We start from the raw sequence: 16766 nt of genomic DNA on the forward strand, positions 1-16766 counted from the left end.
ACCAGTCGGACTCAGAAGAGATTTACCTGCACGCGCAAAAAGACTTTAGGTCTGAAACACTCAATGACCACATTACTGACGTCAACCACGACCAGCATTTAACGGTTGAGAACGACCAATTCACTCAGATTAAAAACAATCACAATCTAACGGTAGAAGGTGAAAGTCGTACCAAAATCACCAAAGATCAAACTTTTGTGATTGATGGCAGTATGCATGTGAAATCCGGCTCTGTGATCGTTAATGAAGCCACTAATGAAGTACACATTAAAGCAGGCAATAAAGTCGTCATGGAAGCGTCCGCAGAAATTACCGTCAAAGCGGGTGGCAGTTTTGTCAAAGTGGATGCAGCAGGTGTGCATTTAGTTGGCGCGGGCGTGAATATCAACTCTGGTGGCAGCGCAGGGAGTGGCAGTGGCTTTAGCAGTTCAATGCCGACACTACCAAATGGTGTCGAGCCAGTAGTCGCACCTGAGCCGGCTGTACTTCCTGTGCATCAATCCTCAGTAGAATCGGCGGTGGTTAAACCTTGTGAGCAAGGGAAAACATCATGATGGCGGTTGATCTTTCTCAATGGTTACAAGAGCAAGCCGAATTAAACAAAACCGTTTATGCGATTGTTGATCCACAATCTGCGCATCAACCTCATGTGGCTTTTTGCCAGTGTGACGGGCAAGAAGGTGCGCCTTTATTGACGCCAAGAGAGTTAAGTAATCCGCCTGATGGTCCATGGTTACTACCCGTTAATACTGCTTTTATGCAATGGTGGCAGCAAGATGAGCATGCCAACAGTGGTATTTTGATAGCCAGCGGTTCAACACTTGATGAAACTAGAATGCATTTTTCCAGTCTTTTTCAAGCCATTATGTTCGGTGAAATGGTGTTTTTTCCGTTTTATAAACCAGCTTATCTGGGAGATATGTTACCTCGCTTAGCACCAGAAGATCTGACATTACTTTTATCTGATTATTCAGCTTTGCTGCATCACAACAATGAGTGGCAGCATTGGCAATCAACCACGCCACCCACTATTTATCAGTCACAAGCCGCGCCTTGGTGGATAATAAAAGAACATCACTTAGACCCAACCCCAAACCTAGCATTGCTCACCACTAATGTAGAAAGCTGGTTGTGGCAACATCAACCAGAATTGATGCAAAAACGAATAGAGCAAAATCAACCTGATTTCAAATTGGTTTTTCAGGGACATTTTGCGTCATTAGAAGAATCGGCAACCGTTCAGGCCAAAACCTTATCCGCCAGTATTTTAACCCTTTATGGGCAAGAGACATTAATGCAAAGATTTACTCAAGAATCTATTCAAGCACTGAGAGATGATGAATTGCTGTTTGGTTTGAAAAACATCTTCAACCAATTACAAGGAGAAGCATAATGGCGATGGAAATGTACAACTACTGCGTGTTATGTAATCCAGAAAAGAATTGGTTAGAGGTCGAGTTTCGCAGTGAGAACGATGAACCAATAAAAAACCTAAAAGTCACCATTACCAACCCCAGCACACTACAAACTCATCAAATGATAGCTCACCAAGGCCATTGTATTTTTGGTGATATTGCTGCCGGAGAATGGGTAGTCAGTGTTGAGACAGAGAGTTTACTCTCCATCGTTGAACAATACGCCAGCCGTAAAGAGGGAGAAACTTCCCCCGTAAAATCAAGAGCGGAAAGCAAGCAAGGTGCAGCCCATAAAAACCCGAAAAAATACTACAATGTGAGAGTCGGTGATTTATGGCAAGACTTACCTGAAGATCAATTTTTGGTTGATAATCAAGGTCCTGTCATGGCGAACTACAATGAGGGAACCAAAGGCTTTAGAGCCTATCACAACGCCACCTTTGTACTAGAAATCAAAGCACTGCGCAGCTATATGCCAATGATTGTCGATACGGATGAGTTTAGCTTGGTGAATAGTTATAACTTTGCGCTGTTAGCTCAGCAAGCCTATGCCAGTGATAAATTTGGTATACCTGATGATAAGAATCCACGTTTACCCGAAGGTGGGCATGAAACGGTATTAAAGCAATTAAAACTAAGGCAAAGACCTGCATACTGCGCATCGACTAAAGAAGATTGGTTAGTCGAAGAAGTACCTTATTCGAAAGCGTTAAGCGGTGAATATTACTTTGATGAACAAATTGGTGCGGAAGGGTATATATTTAGTAATTCCGAAATAGCGATTATTGGTGTCCGTGGCACACAAACTTATTTTGGTAATGAAGAAATTGGTAAAATAAGTGAAAGTGCTGTTGCTAAAATGGCGAATATGACGACAGTTTTTCCTGTGCTGAAGCTTAGTGAAGTGGCAGATGGTGTAATTGCTGGCTTTAACTCTCCAGGCTATCAAGATGTGGTGTCGGATATTGCTGCTTCACAAATTGCCCTGCCTGAATTTGGTGGCAGTTTTGTACATCAAGGGTTTTATCAATATGCTATCGCTTTATGGAGCACTTTAGAAGATGATGTGAAAGATTTGCATCGTAATAAGAAATTTTATATCTGTGGCCACAGCTTAGGTGGCGCTGGGGCATTATTATTAAGTGCTGTAATACAAAATATATATCACCCGGCCACGCTGCGTTTATATACTTACGGTATGCCACGCACAGGAACTCACAGTTTTGTCTCGCGTTATAAATCAATCGTACATTATCGGCATGTAAATAATCATGATTTGGTGCCACAGGTACCAATGCGTTGGATGAATACAAATCCGGATGATAAAAATGCCAATACACCTATCTGGATATATCTCTCACCTGCTCTGTATCTATGGGATTCACTGAAAGATAGAGTGGTCGATAATGACGATGATAATTATCAGCATCATGGTAATTTAGTGCAATTGCTTACTTACAGTAAAAATAAACATCAACCTGAACCTGTTGAGCAAGTGTTATTAACGCCTAGGCAAACCCATGTGACCAGTTTATCCTTAATATCCAATAAAATAGACGATTCCTATCGTCTTGCTGATTCATTAAGTGAAGATTATATCGATATTAATGGTTACATTGATACAGGCATGAATTCGGCTTTAGATCACATGATGTCGGAATATATTCCTAACTTAAAAGCACAATTAGTGTTGTTATTAGATGACACTTTAGACCAGAGCTATCAAGCAGCAGCACAAGTCGTACAACAGACGGAACAGAGATTAATTAAGTCCTATCAAGAATTAAAAGTGGGGCAAGTTGATGCGCTTGGTATGCAATATATTGCGCGAAAAGATCCAGCAGCGAATGCTCAGTATGAATATCAACGTTCGCAAGCTCTATTTAAGATAAAACAAGAAATGGAACTGATTGAAAAGCTAGCATTAAATAATCAACGAGTCAGAAAAGAGCTGCAAGCTCTTGCGAAAGATCCAACGTTGCTTCCTATTGATACATTATTGTTTGGAAATCAAATGCTAGAAAAAGAACTGATTAAGGAACAACTAGAATGAATACACTGTTAAAAGTAATACTGGGGTTGATTGGTAGCGTAGTTGCATTTTTTCTGATCGTGATATTTGTATTGAACCCACTCGTAAAATGGCACACGGCCAATAAACCACCCGTGGGTAGTTCGCCAGATGACCATTTCATTCGTATTCAAGGTTTAAAACCGGAAGATGCGCAGATGACGGCTTACGCTACATTTTATGGAGGTGGTGAAACTTGTCGATCTGCCTTTTGGAGTGCCTCTGATGGTAAAAAACGACAAGGAGGCAAAGGGGTATTTGAAATTAAGCATGATTTTTCAAGTACTCCAGCTCAGTATGAATTACGTATTCCCTATCAAAATTATCAATCTTCCGGTTGTGATATGAAATTACACCAAATCACAGTTGAAGCGGATAACGCCTTTGATACAGTGGGTTTTGCAAAATTGCGTATTTATCCGCCAGTGACGAAGAGTAATAAAGCCATTTCATTAGATTCAAAAATTGAAGCAAAAGATTGCAGAGCCAGATATTACGAAGATTTAAAAGAATGGTCTTCTGGTTTAGCTTGCAGCTTTTATACTAATGGAAAAATAAAAAATAAAAAATCCGATATGGTTGTATTTAATGCTTATAAAACCTATTTCGATTTCTCACAATTCAACGATGAAACCGTCATTCAGTACGATATTTTAGCCGGTAAGGATTATCGTAGTGAGCCGTTGGATCCGCAGACGGGGGAATAATGATGAGTTTTAATGATGCTACGTTTCTGATTTTTATCGCGATGCTATTACTGATTCTCTTTGTGTTAAATCTTATTGCATTGTTTATCAGCCGAGCTTGCTTTTTTGCTGATTTATCCATTAAACACACCATTATAACAGCATGCGTATCAACATTAGTGGGGATTCTGCTTTCGGTACTTTCAACTATTCCTTTATATTTTTGTTTATATCGCTGGAGTAATAAAAGTAAAAAGTTTTGTTTGCTATTTTCAATCGTATTTACAGTAATAATGATGTTAGCTATCTTTTTGATGGCACCTCTGTTACAAAAGCTGTTGTTATTTGCGCTTATGTTTCCTGTGTTTTATCAATGATATTAATTCGCTGACTTGCTAGGCTAATATTGTAAATATGGTTATTTGAAACCAGTGACAGCTTAGTTTTTTCGCCTAAGCTAACCCATGTGAGCAGTTTATCCTTAGTATCCAATAAAATAGAGGATTCCTATCGTTTAGCCGATTCATTGAATAAAGACTATGTCGATATTAATGGTTATATCGGGATGGTGGTTGAGTCAGGAAACGATCATAAAATGTCGGAATACCTTCCTAATTTAAAAGCGCAGCTTGAACAATTATTAAACGAAACGATAGATCAAAGTTACAAAAATGCTTCACAAGTTGTGCAAGCGACTGAAAGCCTATTAATTCACTCTTATCAAGAGCTAAAAATAGGCCAAACCGATGCTTTTGGTATGCAATATGTTTACCGCAAAGATCCTGCCGCACAAGCACAAGATGAATATAAACGCGCGCAAGCTTTGTTTAAAATTAAGCTAGAACTAGAAGCTAATGAAAAACTGGCTTTAAACAACCAACGAATAATGAAAGAGCTACAAACTCTAGCCAAAGACGCCTCGTTATTACCCATGGATAACTTATTATTTGGTGACCGTGTGTCAGATAAAAGCTTCAATTAAGGAGCAATTACAATGAATGATATAATGAGAAAATTAATCATTGTGATTATTTTTGCTGTTGGTATTGGTATGTACTACTACTCCTATACCAAGACTAAAAACCAAATATGGGGGGAATCTCAAGGTCAGCCCTATATGGTAATTGCGGGACAAAAACCAACAGATGCAACGGTTAGTGCTCGAGTTAATTACTTTGGTCGTGGTGAAGCTTGCTCTGGCTGGGCTTGGAGTGCTTCTAGTGGCAAAACCAGTAAAAATATTTATAACGAAAGCTTCAAAATTGAACACAACTTTTCAAATGATCCGACTCGTTATGAGCTTAGGGTTCCTTATCAAACTAGGCAGCCAGAAAAAGGTTGTTTCACTGATTTGTCAGATATGGAAGTGATTGCTAAAAATGATGTTGATACAGTAGGATTTGCTACTTTAAGAATCCATCAAGCAGGTAATGATTACTATAACAAAGCAATTTCATTAGATTCAAAAATTGAAGCAAGAAATTGCGAACGATATTACTCTAAGCATTTAAATATTTGGACTGATGGTTTTGGTTGTTATTATTTTGTAGGCCAGAAAAAAAATCTAAAGATCAAGAGTTTAATGCTGAGACTGTCTACTTCGATTTTTCTCAGTTCAACGATGACACTGTCATTCACTACGATATTTTAGCGGGTAAGGATTATCGTAGTGAACCGTTAGAACCGAAGACGGGTGAATGACAATTTCCGTTGATACTATCATTCCCATATTAAAAACTTACATCCCTATATCCTCAACATGAATACGCCCATCAGTTATTGCTGGTGGGTTTTCTTTTTTGAGGAGAATACATCAATGCAAACCTTATCTAATCTTGATATCCAACCAACCATATTCCTCATTTCTAAAGTGCTAAAATCCCACCTAAATGAGCGGTTGTCTCAATACCTGCAAGCATCAAACCCCGCCATTTTATCCCCCCAAACCCAATCCATTACTTTTAATTTTAAAGACACCAGTTATACCGCTGAAGAAGGGGGGGCATCCTGTTGAAATTATGCTTAAGCGTACCGATTCAAATCAGCCCTGGACGCTGGCTTATATTACGGACTTTGCGTATTTAGGTCGTGTCTATCCTGAACTAGAGCGTTGTTTGGATTTTGATTTTCAATCCGGTAGCTGCTTTTTATTTCCGGCCTGTTACTGGCAATCGTTAAAAAATAATAAGCATGCTTCAGAGCTGTATGCTTTATGGGAGACAGCATTTTTACAATACTTAGAGATGGACTCTTATAACCAGATATCAGTGCGACTTCTTTAGTGGTGAAGATTTTAACATTTATTTCAAATGGGCCGTTGATATTGTTGTTAATGATTTCATTCGGCCCTATTAAGTGAGGGTTCATGAGTCGAGAAAAACACATTGAATACGCGCTAACAGTGTACCGCTTATTGTCTGATAGGCATTGGACTGACTGCGCTGGTGGATATTCATCAATCGTTATTAGCGTTAGGGGACTGGCTCAGCATGCCCTTTGAGCCGTAACTAGAGGCGATATTAAGTGCGCTCTATCGAGAGCATCAAATCTTACTGGTGTATGCCTCCTCCTTTACCGAACGCTGCTGAGGTAGCCCCTGAAGCGCTTAAGAATGTGAATAGTCATCACACGATGAAGACAGATGATGTTAAAGCCGAGATGATTATCCCGGTGAGTCATTGGCGAGTTTGGTTATTAGCTTTATCACCATTGATTGGGTGTGTCATTGTCTCATTTGTGGCAGCGGTCTTAAATGATGGTCATGAAGCTAAAATGCTTCGAGATATTGCCAATAATTATTTTGTCTATTTTCCAATATGGATAGCGACGGTGCTGCTGGCTTGGTTCTTAGATATTCGGTATCAAAATTGAGGAAATAAACAACAATTTTGTACAATACTGACGTTAGTGAAGATTTTATTGTGTAGGGCAATTACGTAAAAGGACTACATGATGATACCAAACAACGACAACTTTTGGCTTAGGCAAGCACCGCACATAACCTCCATAGCAACACTGGGACCAGAAGGATCCAGCAGCCAGTGTGCAGCAAAATATCTATCCAGTCTTATTGGAGAGCAATTAAATATATTATTATTCAGTACCTTTGAGCAAGCGTCAAAGCATGTAGAGTCAAATGATACTTGTTTACTCCTTGTCGCAAATGCATATCAAAGGGTTGATAATTTCTACATGAATAATCAAACGCTTCTTTTAGGTTCATTTTTTTTGCTCCTCCTACCTATTACTTAGCATGTAAAGATATCTCTGAACTCACATTTAAAATATTGAGTAAGAAGACAATATCTATAGCGTCTCACCATGCACCTCTATCTAGATTAGAAGACCTCATACAATCGTCTGAAAAAAGAGTTTCTGGTATACGGAAATCTCAAATTGATGTGCAACTCATTGACTCTACAAGCGTTGGTGCCCAAAAAACCGCCTTAGGGAAAGTAGATTGCTGTCTCGCAAATATCGATGCAATAAATCTTCACAATCTCACGGTCATTTCTCAGCCCCTACATATTGAAATGACATGGGCTGCATTTTCTAAAAACACAACCACTCAAAAGGAATTTGATAATGGAAAGCAACAAGTGCGTATTAGTCATTGATAAGGAACTCCCATTAGGAGTTATAGCCAACACTGCTGCGGTACTCACCCTTAGTTTAGGTAAAGTTCATCCTGAACTGGTTGGTGAGAGTATTACAAACCGAGATGGGGGAAAACATCTTGGTATAACTCGAATACCTATTCCCATTCTGGCCAGCAGTAGTGACGAGATCAAAATTATTCGAGATAAGCTCCAACCTGTAACAACGCTCGTGGATTTTTCGAGTGTAGCTAAAGGGACAAAAAATTATGAGGAGTATTCAAGTGCTATTGCTGGGACTGAAGCGAAAGATATTGAGTACCTTGGTATTGCAGTCTATGGAGATAAAAAAGTTATTGCGAGATACACCGGAAATATGAGGTTAATGCGATGAATAAATTAATAGAAATGGTACTCGTGTCTGGTTCTCCATATCAACGTGGCTCATATTTAAGCCCTGATGAACAACCCGTATCCCTAGTTGCATTAAGTGATTTTTTTATTGATGTCCATCCAGTCACAAATGAAGAATTTTCGGTATTTGTCAATCAGAAAGGCTACGAAATAGCAGAGTATTGGTCTGAAGAGGGATTTAAATTCATTCAAGACAATGAAATAACAGAGCCGTTGTATTGGCGAAATCCAAAGTGGAATGGTGCGAAACAGCCAGTGACTGGGATAAGTTGGTATGAATCCGAGGCATACGCAAATTTCGTTGGAAAAGAGCTCCCAACAGAAGCTCAATGGGAGTTTGCAGCAAAAGGTAACGATAATAGATTATATCCGTGGGGCGATTCCCTGCCATCTACTTCAATCGCTAATTATGCTCCTGACTGTGAGCCATTAGAATTTGATAGATGTTCTACTGAGTGGGATGCCCACCCTCAAAATCGTTCTCCCTTTGGGTGTATGGACATGGGGGGTAATTTAGCTGAGTGGTGTCAAGATAACTACCAGCCTGATTATTCATGGGATAAGACTCATTCAGATCCTGTTTATATTAGTGAGCGACAGGCTGATCACATTGTTCGTGGAGGCTCAGGTCTTCATGATGAGGATTACATGCGTTGTACATGTAGAGATAATTACCCACCAACAGTACGAGACAACATTGTCGGATTGCGCTGCGTTAAAAATTTATAAGGAGATACTCGAAACATGCAAACACCACATATTGAAAAGAAACCTTCTTCTCTTCGTTACTATCAAGAAGGACCGCCAGAATCATTTGACGCTATAGATATGTCTACTTGGACCTTGAAGGTATTTTTACCTTACGAGTCGTCACCAATTCAAATCACATTTGAAGAGCTCAAAAATATATCCACCATTACGGAAAATAGAAGAGTCGTTTGTGTATGCAATTGGAGTATAAGAAGAAATTGGACGGGTATATTACTGGAAGACCTATTCGATTATTTGGGAATAAATCCATCAAGGTATCGTTGCTACAATTTAAAACAGCTTAGTTTGGGTACAGCGAAAGGAGTTTATGACTCAACCATCGAACTTAGCAACGCTTTTGAAAACCGAGCAATGATAATTTGGGCTATTGATGGTGCGGCTTTGTCGTTGGAGGAGGGGTATCCAATCAGATTTGTTGATTTCTCATTATATCGCTATAAGGGAGTTAAGTGTCTATCTGAGTTATATATAACTGACGAGTTTGAACAGGGGTATTGGGAAGGGAAGGCTGGCTATTGTAAGATGGGTAAGATCAAGCCTAAAAGATATCGAATCGTTGATTTACAAGAGCATCGGTTCATCGATGGTACTGGTGAGGTAACGGAGTTTTAAGGAACGATAATGATGTCACTATTAATAGCGATGGCAGTTTTTGCCTTGGTCACTTCGATCTCACCGGGCCCAGTAAATATTTTAGCCACTGTAACAGGTGCTAATCACGGATATACCCGTACCATGCCTCATATCACTGGTGCTACTTTCGGGTTTGTGTCAATTTTGTTTCTGTTGGGATTAGGGTTGTCGCAATTCATGACCGAGACTCCTTATTTAGCTAAGGGGATGACGTATGTAGGAGGTGGTTTTCTATTATACCTCGCCTATAAAGTAGCCACCCAAGAACTGGCAACCAAAAGTGAAGGTTCAGAAGAAAGCAGTGCTGCACCATCATTCTTACAGGGAATGATGTGTCAGTGGTTGAACCCTAAAGCGTGGGTTGTTTCTCTTGCTGGTATTTCAGTTTTTTATACGGGACACAACGTAGGGCAGGAAATATTACTATTATTCTGTGGAATATTTTTTGTCGTTTGCTACATTTCAATTTCAGCGTGGGCACTACTTGGGGTTACCATTAGCTCTATTATAGACACTCCTAAGCAATTCAGGACGTTTAACATTACTATGGGACTACTACTAGCGTTAACAGTTATATATACTTTCTTTATATCTAGTTAAAACAGTATTAGTTGATATGGCTAAACAACAATTTTACCGGTCCAATATAATTCCAATAGAACTGCGTTGTTCCACTAATTCAAACGCATGTTACGGTAAACATACTCACGAAGAGTTTTCTGTTGGATCGGTAGATTCAGGCCAAAGTGATTATTTTAATAACAATATAAACAGAAAAATTGAAATGGGCTCTCTTGTCATAGTGAACCCATTGGACGCTCATTCATGTAACCCTATTCCGGATACGAATTGGAGCTATAAAATGCTGTATGTGTGTCCGGAGTGGTTGGCTAACATACAATCCATGATTGTAGATAATCCGTCAAAAAAGTTCATACCATTCTCAACTATTAGTACTGATTCTTCAGAGCTCTACTGGCAGTTTCAATCATTAGCAGACTCAATCATAAACAATGTCGATCATATGAAAGTGGAAGAAGAAAGTATCGCATTTTTCGCTAATTTATTTCACAATGCCAACGCCCTAGATATCGACGATCTGAGTCTAAAAAAAGCAAATATTACTAAGGCTTATTGTTTTATTCGAGACAATTTCAAAAACAATATCTCAATTAAAGAGATTGCTCAATATTCTGGATTAAGTGAATATCACTTAATTCACTCTTTTCGAAAGTCTTATGGAATAACGCCTCATGCCATGCAAATTGCCATGCGGATAAATGAAGCGAAAGTATTGCTAAAAAAAGGACATAATATTGTATCAGTTGCCACTGAATTAGGGTTCAATGATCAAAGTCACTTTCATCGCAATTTCAAAAAGCTAGTAGCTGCCACTCCAGCTCAATACAAAGATTGAGCCTAATGGTCAGTTATAGTGGCGAGTTAAACCTGATCATAGCTTTGGATTTGTCACCATATTTCCTTATCTTAACGTTCGTTATATTGTTTGTTATTGTAACTTGGAAATGTCCCATGAGAACTTGGAAGATATAAATCATATGGGCTGTCTTCGGGCAGCTTCTTTTTTATCTATATTTACATTGCTTTTAATTGTTTCATTCCGGTCACAGATAAGCTCCCTCTAGATGCTTGTTCAATGTACTCCAGCAGCACATCATTGGCATGCGCCGTTCTAGATAGTTTGTACGGTTGTAAGAGGCTCGTATCTGTTTATTAATGCAGGCTTTTGTTGTCAGCTATCATTTTTTGCATAGCATTTTCATGTTGCCGTACCCGGAGCCGTACCCAGAATGGATTATGGTATAGGGTTATTGTGGTAACTATTTGTTTTTACTTTCTAAAAACACACCTACTTCCATATGGTGAGTGAATGGAAACTGATCAAACAGAGCAAAGCGAGTAATGTTATGAGTTTGCGCTAGAATCTCTAAGTTGTCTTTTAAGGTTTCTGGGTTACAAGAGATATACATAATGCGCTCATAACCTTGCACCATTTTACAAGTCCCTTCATCCATACCTGAACGTGGTGGATCAACAAAAATGGTATTGCAGTTATAACTGGATAAATCGATATTATTGTCTTTTAAGCGGCGGAATTCTCGCTTGCCTTCCATTGCATCGGTAAAGTCTTCTGCTGACATACGAATGATTTGCACATTATTGATATTATTGGCTTTGATATTGTACTGAGCAGAATCGACCGATGGCTTAGCCAGTTCTGTTGCCAGCACTCGTTCAAAGTTCTGTGCTAAAGCCAGTGAGAAGTTGCCGTTACCGCAATAAAGCTCTAGTAAATCTCCTTGGCTGTCTTGAGTGCAGTCGACTGCCCATTCCAACATTTTTTGCGCCACAATGCCGTTTGGCTGGGTAAAGCTATTTTCAACTTGCTGATAAATGTAAGGCTTGCCATTTACGTGCAGCTTTTCTACTACGTAGTCACGATCCATGACAATTTTCATTTTGCGGGCGCGACCGATGAGATCTAAGTTGAAGCCTTCTTCATTGAGTCTTTGTTTTAGTGCGCGCGCTTCTTGTTTCCATTCGTTATTCAGTTGGCGATGGTAGAGTAGCGATACTAAAATCTCACCACTTAAGGTCGACAGAAAGTCCACTTGGAATAATTTGGTTCTTAATATCGCATTATCTTTCATGGCATCCATGAGTAGCGGCATTAAGTCATTAATCAATCGACTTGCGGTTGGGAAGTGATCAACACGATATTTTTGGCGAGTCGCTTGGTCGAACATGATGTAGTACATGTCTTCGCCTTCGTGCCATACGCGAAATTCCGCCCGCATACGATAATATTGTTCAGGGGATTCAAATACTTCAATTTCTGGCGTAGTAAATTCACCAAACATGTCGCCTAGGCGCAGCAACTTTTGGTCGAGTTGTTGAGCGTAGCTGGTGGTGTCGCTAGTGTGAGTTGCCATAAGAAGCCTTTTATTTGAAACCGTGAACAAGGAGCGCAGATTTTATCCATCGAGAACCAGATGTCCAGTTTTGTATTGAGCTGATTTCGATATATTGATTTTTTGAATGAAGTTAAGAAAAACATCATCTACTGTTAACTATCAGTAGACATCAAGATCTTAGCACTTTAGGATGCAATCAGCTGGTGCTTATCCTATTCATGTATGAATAATGATGGCTGAAAAGGGAATTTGGTGTAAATCCAGAACTGACGCGCAGCGGTAAGAAGAACGAAACTTTTAGGTGTATAGCCAGACACTACCTTAATGAGGTGGGAAGTTGAAAGGAGTAGGTGATAGTATCGAATACTGTCGAGCTTTAAGTCCGAATACCTGCCAGTGATTCAGAGCAATTGCTCATTATGTTTCTCGCGTTTTAGGACTTATTAACAATGAAAAAAACGGTTTTAGTAACCGCGATCAGTAGTCTTGCTGGTGGCGTTTTCCTTTCTTTATCTCCTTTTGCTGTAGCGCAAGAGTCAGTATCCTCTACCGATGTGATGTTGGTGACCGCGACTAAGCGTACTGAGCCAGTGACCAATCTTGTTACCCCTATTATCGAAATTTCTAAGCAAGATATTACTGACTCTCAAGCCAATACGTTAAATGATGTATTGCGCCAATTACCTGGTGTGCAATTAAGTGCCAATGGTGGTCCTAATCAACCAACTCGCTTGTACGTTCGCGGTAGTAGTGATGTGTTGGTGTTGTTTAATGGTGTTCGCTTAGGCAGTGCTACGTTAGGGTATTCAGATATCAGCCAAGTACCGTTAGCCGGTGTTGAAAAGATAGAGTACTTACGTGGCTCACGTGCTGCCGTTTATGGTGCCGATTCTAGTGCTGGGGTAATAAACATTATTACTCATGGCAATAATCAAGAGACAACTGGTAGTGTTAAAGCGACAGGTGGCTCTAATGGTTATCAAAGTTATACAGGATCGGTCGCGATGGTACCGAGTGATAAAGCTTGGTTGAATGTGACGACTCAATATCAACATTCTGATGGCTATAACGTGGCTGAGTTTGGTGATGATGACCGAGATGGGTATGAGAATAGTAACTTTGTGGCAGATTGGGGTGTGCAGTTAGATGATAGCTGGATTATCCGCATGAATGGTTATTATCATCAAGGGCAAACCGAATACGACTATGACCCTACATGGGGCCCGAGTGCTGATCAAAATAAAACCAGCAATTACAACATTAATGGCCAAGTGATTTATACCACGGAACGTTTTGTTTCGAACTTGACCTATGGCAATAGCCAAGATAAATCAAAAACCCAACATAATGTTCCTTCATCTCAAACGGTAACGCAAAGAAACCAAGTAACTTGGCGTAATAACTTTCAAGTCACCAAAGTTGACTCAATTGGATTTGGCGCTGAATACTTAAATGATGATGTCAGTGATTCAGATACAGTGTATGAAGAGCAAGAACGTGACAATAAAGCGGCTTATCTTACCTTGGGTCACAATGGTGAGGTTATCCAATTAGAAGGCAGTGTTCGCTTTGATGATAATGAACAATTTGGTGATAAAACCACTTGGCAACTTGGTGCTGGCTGGCAATTTGTTGAATCATTGCGATTAACGGCTAATGTCGGTACTGGCTTTAAAGCGCCAACTTTTAATCAACTTTATTATCCGGGGTATTCTAATCCAGATTTGCAGCCAGAAGAGTCGACTAATTATGAGGTGGCAATCGAAGGTGAGCATAGCTTCTTAAGCTGGCGTTTAGCTGGTTTCTATAATGATATCGATAATCGAATCAGCTGCCAGTCTGCTTTCTCTACCTGTGAAAATGACAGCTTAATTATTCAAGGTGTTGAATGGGTAGGGAGCTTTGACACTGGCCCTCTATACCACCAAGTTTCATTGGAATATTTAGATCCGGAAGATAAAGCGACCGGTGATGATGCGATTCGTATTGCTCGCCAAAACTATAAATGGCAAGTCGGTTATCAAGCGGAAACTTGGCAAGCAAACCTAAGCTATATATACCAAGGCAAACGTTATGATAGTGGTGATGTTCGATTAGATGGTTATAGCTTAGTGAACTTAGGTGCAAGTTATAACCTGACTCAGCAATGGATAGTTTCGGCCAAAGTTGAAAACCTATTCGATGTCGATTACGAAACTGCTGCTAACTATATTGAACCGGAAAGAACCTACTATGGTTCGATAGCTTACCAATTCTAATATTACGCAATCTAAGTGCCCTCTATTCTTCGAGGGCATTTTTATCTTCCCCCTGTGTTTTATTTCCATCCATTTAGTTAGCAGAGTATCATGCAACCAGTACCGTTTATCATGAGTAAGTGTTGTGGATCATTCAGCTAATTCTATTCCAAAAGTATTAATCTTCGATTCTGGTGTCGGTGGGCTTTCAGTTTATCAGCAGATCCAAGCACGATACCCTCAGCTAGATTATCTGTATCTCTTTGATAACGAGGCTTACCCATACGGAGAGCTTCCAGAGCAAGTTCTCATTGAGCGAGTGGTTAAGTTGGTTGCCAATATCATTACTAAGCAAAGTATTGATATCGTGGTGATCGCCTGCAATACCGCCAGTACAATTGTCTTACCTCACTTGAGACAAGCATTGAATATTCCGGTTGTTGGCGTGGTTCCTGCGATTAAACCTGCAGCGGCAATATCAAAACAGGCGATTGGCTTGATCGCGACACCTGCAACGATAAAGCGTCCTTATACGCATGACCTCATCTCGCAATTTTCATCTGATATTGAGGTGAAACTATTAGGTTCGACGCGTTTAGTGATGATGGCAGAAGAAAAGCTCAGAGGGAAAACGGTTGATTTAGATGAATTGAAAGAAACATTACGGCCATTAATCAATAAGATAGATGTAGCAGTACTTGGTTGTACTCACTTTCCGTTATTGAAATCTGAAATTCATCAAATATTTGGCTCGAAAGTCACAATGATTGATTCAGGTGAAGCCATTGCGATGAGAGTTGGGGCGGTATTACAGGTCGAACCACAAAAGAATAACCAATCGAAGAAAAATCATTACTCCATATACAGCAGTGCCGCATCATGGGATGGCGCGGCACTGAATAAAGGGCTAGAACACTTTGGTTTTAGTCCTGTTGAGATTCTCCAGTTTCAGGATGCTTAGGATCATTAGCAACACGCACTTTTAAAGTACGTTGCATATAATCTTTTTCGTTCAGTGAAGAAATCACGCTATCCGTATCTGATTCTGCTACTACAACAAAACCAAAACCACGACGTTTACCGGTTCTCTTATCTTTCATTAAGCGAACAGCAAAAACTTCACCGTATTCAGAGAAAAGCTGACGAACGTTAGACTCATTGGCTTTATAAGGAAGGTTACCTACATAAAGCGTTTGAGTTGAAGCTTTGTCAGATGAGCTTTGAGATTGTGTTGACGAAGAAGAGTTAGACGTAATAAAGAAGGTAGCGACAACACCAATTAAAAAGCTTCCCCACGCTGGGATTATATTAGTTAGGAAAAAGATAATGGTGCCAAGTACTGCAAGAGCGATGACCAATATGGTCGATTTTTTTGAGTTCATATCTGCATACTACTAGTTGAATAAAAGGAAATAAGAATACGTCTATATAAAGTAGACATATAGATCTTACGTTTAATAGCTAACATTTACCAACTTATTGCTGTGATACTGCTCAAAATGTTTAAACTATAATCACTAAACCTTAGTTTGATTTAAAAATAGGCAATCAAAAATTAAATTTAAAAAAGCGCTTGCTAACCTAAAATAACTCCCTATAATGCGCCATCACTAACACGGAGTAAGCAGTAATGCAGGCCTTGTTGGTACAGCGTCCAAGCCTTTTAACGGCAAGTAAAAATAAATCTAAAAAATGTTTGACACTATGATTTATTGAGCTAGAATGGCCGCCCTGTTCAACGAGACGCACTAAGCGATTTCAATAAGAACAACGCTCTTTAACAATTAAAACCTATCAATCTGTGTGGGCACTCGTTGATGATAATCAAAAAGATTTATCAATGAACTGAGTGACCAAATCGAGATTATCTTTCTTTTTATAAAGAGCATAATCTTGGCACAGTCAATTCATTATCTTTCTGTTGGAAAGATAATAGCTTTAAATTACTTAGGTAGTTTGAAGTCAGTATTCATTGAGCCGGTCGAAAGACCAACAAAACTTTAATTG

Annotated in this window: 17 protein-coding genes, 1 pseudogene and 1 riboswitch; of the genes and pseudogenes, 15 read left to right on the forward strand and 3 right to left on the reverse strand. The window is 39.5% G+C overall.

Annotated elements, in window-relative coordinates:
• From ACE3G9_RS15140 to ACE3G9_RS15200, 13 genes are all read left to right on the forward strand, one after another.
• On the forward strand, positions 1-554 hold a 554-nt coding region (locus ACE3G9_RS15140; protein ID WP_449219584.1), incomplete at its 5' end, for a bacteriophage T4 gp5 trimerisation domain-containing protein.
• A complete protein-coding gene (locus ACE3G9_RS15145) occupies positions 551-1393 on the forward strand; it encodes a DUF4123 domain-containing protein (protein ID WP_449219585.1) in 843 nt (280 codons plus the stop codon). The genes ACE3G9_RS15140 and ACE3G9_RS15145, both read left to right, overlap by 4 nt.
• 5 nt (positions 1394-1398) lie before the next feature.
• Complete coding sequence (locus ACE3G9_RS15150; protein WP_449219593.1) at positions 1399-3468, forward strand: lipase family protein; 2070 nt, start codon at positions 1399-1401, stop codon at positions 3466-3468.
• Entirely contained in the window at positions 3465-4193 is a 729-nt protein-coding gene (locus ACE3G9_RS15155; protein ID WP_449219586.1) for a hypothetical protein, read from the forward strand. The genes ACE3G9_RS15150 and ACE3G9_RS15155 overlap by 4 nt, the downstream gene beginning before the upstream one ends.
• Before the next feature lie 445 nt (positions 4194-4638).
• Positions 4639-5154, forward strand: a complete 516-nt coding sequence (locus tag ACE3G9_RS15160; protein ID WP_449219587.1) for a hypothetical protein — start codon at positions 4639-4641, stop codon at positions 5152-5154.
• 12 nt (positions 5155-5166) lie between these two features.
• Positions 5167-5823 carry a hypothetical protein gene (locus ACE3G9_RS15165; RefSeq protein WP_449219588.1) on the forward strand — a complete coding sequence of 219 codons (657 nt, stop codon included), beginning with the start codon at positions 5167-5169 and terminating at the stop codon, positions 5821-5823.
• A 238-nt stretch (positions 5824-6061) separates the two neighbouring features.
• Positions 6062-6454: a DUF2787 family protein gene (locus ACE3G9_RS15170; protein ID WP_449219589.1), complete on the forward strand. Its 393-nt coding sequence runs from the start codon at positions 6062-6064 to the stop codon at positions 6452-6454.
• A 241-nt stretch (positions 6455-6695) separates the two neighbouring features.
• Positions 6696-7043 carry a hypothetical protein gene (locus ACE3G9_RS15175; protein ID WP_417881353.1) on the forward strand — a complete coding sequence of 116 codons (348 nt, stop codon included), beginning with the start codon at positions 6696-6698 and terminating at the stop codon, positions 7041-7043.
• A 714-nt stretch (positions 7044-7757) separates the two neighbouring features.
• On the forward strand, positions 7758-8162 hold the full coding sequence (locus ACE3G9_RS15180) for a DUF2000 domain-containing protein (protein ID WP_417881354.1): 405 nt from the start codon (positions 7758-7760) through the stop codon (positions 8160-8162).
• A gap of 14 nt (positions 8163-8176) precedes the next feature.
• A complete protein-coding gene (locus ACE3G9_RS15185; protein ID WP_417881363.1) occupies positions 8177-8911 on the forward strand; it encodes a formylglycine-generating enzyme family protein in 735 nt (244 codons plus the stop codon).
• Positions 8912-8926: 15 nt separating this feature from the next.
• Complete coding sequence (locus ACE3G9_RS15190; RefSeq protein WP_417881355.1) at positions 8927-9565, forward strand: molybdopterin-dependent oxidoreductase; 639 nt, start codon at positions 8927-8929, stop codon at positions 9563-9565.
• A 9-nt stretch (positions 9566-9574) separates the two neighbouring features.
• Positions 9575-10186: a LysE family translocator gene (locus ACE3G9_RS15195; RefSeq protein WP_449219590.1), complete on the forward strand. Its 612-nt coding sequence runs from the start codon at positions 9575-9577 to the stop codon at positions 10184-10186.
• A gap of 16 nt (positions 10187-10202) precedes the next feature.
• Entirely contained in the window at positions 10203-11003 is an 801-nt protein-coding gene (locus ACE3G9_RS15200; protein WP_417881357.1) for an AraC family transcriptional regulator, read from the forward strand.
• Between the two features lie 179 nt (positions 11004-11182).
• Here ACE3G9_RS15200 and ACE3G9_RS15205 read toward each other — a convergent pair.
• A pseudogene (locus tag ACE3G9_RS15205) lies at positions 11183-11310 on the reverse strand (integrase); the annotation flags it as partial.
• Positions 11311-11427: 117 nt separating this feature from the next.
• Complete coding sequence (gene trmA / locus ACE3G9_RS15210; protein WP_417881358.1) at positions 11428-12540, reverse strand: tRNA (uridine(54)-C5)-methyltransferase TrmA; 1113 nt, start codon at positions 12538-12540, stop codon at positions 11428-11430.
• A gap of 165 nt (positions 12541-12705) precedes the next feature.
• A riboswitch (cobalamin riboswitch) is annotated at positions 12706-12934 on the forward strand.
• A 37-nt stretch (positions 12935-12971) separates the two neighbouring features.
• Between trmA and ACE3G9_RS15215 the strand changes: the two genes are divergently transcribed.
• Entirely contained in the window at positions 12972-14780 is a 1809-nt protein-coding gene (locus ACE3G9_RS15215; protein WP_449219591.1) for a TonB-dependent receptor domain-containing protein, read from the forward strand.
• Positions 14781-14904: 124 nt separating this feature from the next.
• Entirely contained in the window at positions 14905-15720 is an 816-nt protein-coding gene (gene murI / locus ACE3G9_RS15220; RefSeq protein ID WP_449219592.1) for a glutamate racemase, read from the forward strand.
• On the opposite strand, the gene ACE3G9_RS15225 is transcribed toward murI, so the two are convergent.
• Positions 15683-16141: an RNA recognition motif domain-containing protein gene (locus tag ACE3G9_RS15225; RefSeq protein WP_417881361.1), complete on the reverse strand. Its 459-nt coding sequence runs from the start codon at positions 16139-16141 to the stop codon at positions 15683-15685. The genes murI and ACE3G9_RS15225 overlap by 38 nt on opposite strands.
• Positions 16142-16766: the final 625 nt, after the last annotated feature.

The organism is Vibrio sp. E150_018 (genome assembly GCF_053544035.1).